The organism is Streptomyces anatolicus, assembly GCF_019400875.1.
Lineage (GTDB): Bacteria > Actinomycetota > Actinomycetes > Streptomycetales > Streptomycetaceae > Streptomyces > Streptomyces anatolicus.
Window position 1 is genome coordinate 1 of sequence record NZ_WMBF01000563.1, and the last position, 3,724, is coordinate 3,724.

A 3,724-nucleotide genomic window follows, 5' to 3' on the forward strand; every position below is an offset into this window, starting at 1 on the left:
GTCCCGGGTGGGGGCCGGGGCTCCGCTGGGCTGAGGGGCCCTACGAAACTGGTTCGGGCTCGCGCACGCGCGGCTCACGCACGATCACCTGGAAGGTGTCCGACGCGAGGTCCATCACGACCTCCGCGGGCTGTCCCTCCTGGCGGCGGGCCCGCGCGAACTCCTCCGCGGGCCACGACCCGCGGGGCCCGCCCGCGGGAAACCTCTCCAGCACCAGTCGTCCGTTCGTCATGTTCCGGTCCCCCGTACGGTTCGGTTCGGTTCTACTGGTGAGAACGCGTGCGGGGCCCTCAAGGGCTCGCGACGTAACCGAACCGACACGCAGTTGAGCCATTCCCCAGGGTTCTCCCGGGGTTCTCCCGGGGTTCTCCGGGGGTTCCCCGGGGCCTTTTGAGGGAGCCTCAGTCCTCGTACTCGTCGTGGTACCGCACCCGCGCGCTGCCCGCCGGAGCCCCGAGCGCCGACGCACGCCCGGCGGGGCGCTCCCACTCCTCCTGCCGGCCGAGCGCGGTGAGGTCGAGGAGGCTGGTGGTGGAGCCGATGCCGTCCAGGCCTCGGGCGAACGTCGCGTACGTGTGGAAGACGCGGTCGCCGTCCCGCAGGAAGCAGTTGATCGCGGGCACATCGCGGGGCTCCTCGTCGGAGGACGCCCCGAAGTCGTGGTTGAAGTCGCCGCCGTTCGTCGAGAACCAGGGCACGGTCCAGCCCATGCGGGCCTTGAAGGCGAGCAGCGCCGTGTACGGGGCACGGGATACGGCGACGAAGTTCGTGCCGCGCGCCCGCAGATGGGCGAGGTGCCCGATCTGGTCGAGGAAGGTGGAGCAGCTGCGGCAGCCCGCGTCCCACTCGGGGGCGAACATGAAGTGGTAGACGATCAGCTGGTCACGCCCGTCGAAGAGGTCGAGCAGCGTCGCCTTCCCGTCGGAGCCGTCGAAGTAGTACTCCTTGTCGACCTCCACCATCGGCAGTCCGCGCCGGGCGGCGTTGAGCGCGTCGCGCGCGCGGGTGGCGGCCTTCTCCTCGGCCAGCAACTTCTCCCGCGCGACTAGCCACTCCTCGCGTGTGACGATGTCCGGAAGTCCCATGACGTGTCTCCTCCACCCTTCGGGCGCGTGGTCTTCGGGCGCGTGGTTCCGCGAAGGGTGGACCGGCGGCGGGTGCGGAACTCATCGCTCAGGGGCGGGAAAAGCCGGAAAAAGTTGAGAATTCCCCTGCGCCGCAGGTCAGAGGCGGCGACGCGGTCAGCCCTCGTACTCCTGGACGCGCTCGCCATGGCTCCGGTCGACCAGTTCGGGCAACAGTTCCCCCAACTCCCGTACGGTTTCCGGGACATCGACGGTCAGCAGCGCGCGGTCGCGCATCAGGACCCTGCCGTCCACGATCGTGGTGCGCACATCGGCGGAGCAGACGCTGTGCACGAGGGTGGCGGCCAGGTCGTGCACGGGCTGCGTGTGCGGACCGGTCAGGTCTACGAGGATGATGTCGGCCCGCAGCCCTTCGGCGAGGCTGCCGATCTCCTCGCCGAGACCGACGGCCCGCGCGCTCTGCAGCGTGGCGTGGTCCAGGGCCTGGCGTGCGGTGAGCCAGGTCGGGTCGTTCTCCGCGTGCTTCTGGACGAGGGCGGTGAGCGTCATGGACTCCCACACGTCGAGCGTGTTGTTCGAGGCGGCGCCGTCCGTGGCGAGCCCGACGGGGATGCCGGCCTCGCGCAGCGCCCGCACGGGCGTGGTGTCCCAGGCGAACTTCAGATAGCCGCGGGGCGCGGAGGCGACGGCGACCTGACCACCCGCGCGGCGCAGGGCGGGCAGGTCGCGGGCGGGATCGAGGCCGGTGGCGTGGGCGATGAGGAGGCGCCCGTCGAGGAGCCCGGCGCGCTCCAGGATCCCGATGGGTGTGCGGCCGTGCCGGGCCAGGCTGTTATCGGTCTGCTCGCGGCTCTCGGCGGCGTGGATGTGGACCAACAGGCCGTGTTGGCGGGCGAGTTCGGCGGTGGCGGCGAGGTCGGCCTCGTCGACGGTGTACGGGGCGTGCGGGGCGAGGCAGGTGGTGAGGCGTCCGCCCGCGGTGCCGCGCCGCCGCAGGGCGAAGTCGAGGGAGGCGGCCCGGCCCTCGGACCCCTGGGAGCTGAAGTAGGCCTGGCCGAGGACGGCGCGCAGGCCGCTCTCCTCGGTGACGTCGGCCACCGTGTCCATGGCGAAGTAGTGGTCGGCGAAGGTGGTGACGCCGCCCCGGATCATCTCGGCGCAGGCGAGCCGTGCGCCGAGGGCGACCGCGCGCTCGGTCAGGTTCGACTCGATGGGCCAGATCCAGTCGTTGAACCACGCGTGGGCGGGCAGATCCTCGGCGAGGCCGCGCAGGGCCACCATCGGGGTGTGCGTATGGCAGTTGACGAGGCCGGGGAGGGCGACGGTGCCCCGCCCGTCGATGTGTTCGACGGCGGCGCCGCCCGGCCTCGCGGGATCCTGGCCCGGCCCGGCGGGGTTCGGACCACGCCCGGTGCCGGGGCCGGTGAGGGAGGCGATGACTCCCTCGCGTACGACGATCGTGGCGTCCTCGACGAAGAGGATCTCCCCGTCGGGCCCGTGGGTCAGGGCCGTGCAGCCGGTGATGACGAGGTCGGCGGGGCCCGGAGCGCGAGGCGGCGTCATCTGTTCACGGTAGCTCTCACCCTCGCGTGTTCCCGGTAGCGTTCAGCCTCGCGGCAGGACGGTGGAGAGGACCGTCGGCAGCGGGTACCAGTCGGACGACACGATGCTGGCGTGCCGGCGCGCGAGCAGGGCGACCCGCTCCTTGGCCTGCGCCTCGGTGGGGCGCGTCCCGTCGATGGCGGGGGCGACGTGGTGGGCGTCGGTCATGACGACGAGATAGCGCCGGTCGGCGTACCACCGCGTGTCGATGCCCCCGCCCGCGTACGCGGAGGCGTCCCCGTCGAACAGCACGAACCACGGCCGGATCGAGGGGTCCGCGTACCGCCCGCGCGGGTCCCCCGCCTCGGCGCCGAGCACGGCGGGGAAGGCGGCGGCCTCGCCGAGGCGGCCCGTGGCGGCGAGGTCGCGCAGATGGGTGGCGTACTCGCGGTCGGTCCACAGGGTGTCGGCGGGGTTGCCCTGCTCGACGGTGCCGGGTATCAGCTCGACCACGAACTTCCCCGCCAGCTCGTCGCGCTTCGGCCAGCCCTTGGCCCGTACGGCGTCGTCGAGGGTGCCGTGCCCCGCGGCGAGCTGTCCGGGCCGGTACACGGCGTCGCCGAGCACGCCCGTGAGGAGCGCGTCGAGGTCTGCGGGCCCGCGCCCGCGTCTGCCCTGGAACCCGTCCTTCAGTTCGACCTTGACCAGGATGGGCCGGTGGCCGGGGTGGGCGTCGTGCCAGGTGCGCATATCGCGCAGGCACCCGGCCAGGCTCTGGTTGCGCGGCTTGGTGCGCAGCTCGCCGGGGCTCTGGGCGTTCTCGCAGTTGTTGTCGTTGCCGAGGGGATTGCTGTGAGAGACGCGCCAGCCGCTGCCGAAGGCGTTGGTCCATACGTCGAGTTCGAGCATCCCGGCGCCGGAGTCGAGAGCGTCGGCGAAGTACGGGTACTTCGCCTTCTCGTAGGCGTTGTGCAGGCCGACGCCGGTCGTGGCCGAGTAGGCGGCGCCCGGCGCGGGATCGTCGGCGGCGACGGCGACGCCGCTTCCGCCGCTCAGCGCGGCCCACGCGACGAGGGCCCCCGCCGCCAGCCCCACCC

4 protein-coding genes are annotated in these 3,724 nt (G+C 72.5%); all 4 read right to left on the reverse strand.

Annotation, left to right across the window (positions count from 1 at the left end; all coding sequences use genetic code 11):
* Window positions 1–40: 40 nt before the first annotated feature.
* The 4 genes from GKQ77_RS29540 to GKQ77_RS29555 all read right to left on the reverse strand — a co-directional run bounded on the left by GKQ77_RS29540 (window position 41) and on the right by GKQ77_RS29555 (window position 3,716).
* Window positions 41–232 (reverse strand): DUF8839 family protein, encoded by a 192-nt coding sequence (locus GKQ77_RS29540; RefSeq protein WP_219692180.1) that lies wholly within the window; start codon window positions 230–232, stop codon window positions 41–43.
* 169 nt (window positions 233–401) lie between these two features.
* Window positions 402–1,085 (reverse strand): DUF899 domain-containing protein, encoded by a 684-nt coding sequence (locus tag GKQ77_RS29545; protein ID WP_219692181.1) that lies wholly within the window; start codon window positions 1,083–1,085, stop codon window positions 402–404.
* Between the two features lie 156 nt (window positions 1,086–1,241).
* Window positions 1,242–2,648, reverse strand: a complete 1,407-nt coding sequence (locus GKQ77_RS29550) for an amidohydrolase (protein WP_219692182.1) — start codon at window positions 2,646–2,648, stop codon at window positions 1,242–1,244.
* A 42-nt stretch (window positions 2,649–2,690) separates the two neighbouring features.
* A complete protein-coding gene (locus tag GKQ77_RS29555; RefSeq protein ID WP_372460018.1) occupies window positions 2,691–3,716 on the reverse strand; it encodes a phosphatidylinositol-specific phospholipase C domain-containing protein in 1,026 nt (341 codons plus the stop codon).
* Between the last annotated feature and the right edge of the window lie 8 nt (window positions 3,717–3,724).

Bases quoted from the DNA above. Each gene is read 5' to 3' on its own strand.
- GKQ77_RS29540 (WP_219692180.1), bottom strand. From the start codon at position 232: ATGACGAACGGACGACTGGTGCTGGAGAGGTTTCCCGCGGGCGGGCCC.
- GKQ77_RS29545 (WP_219692181.1), bottom strand. From the start codon at position 1,085: ATGGGACTTCCGGACATCGTCACACGCGAGGAGTGGCTAGTCGCGCGG.
- GKQ77_RS29550 (WP_219692182.1), bottom strand. From the start codon at position 2,648: ATGACGCCGCCTCGCGCTCCGGGCCCCGCCGACCTCGTCATCACCGGC.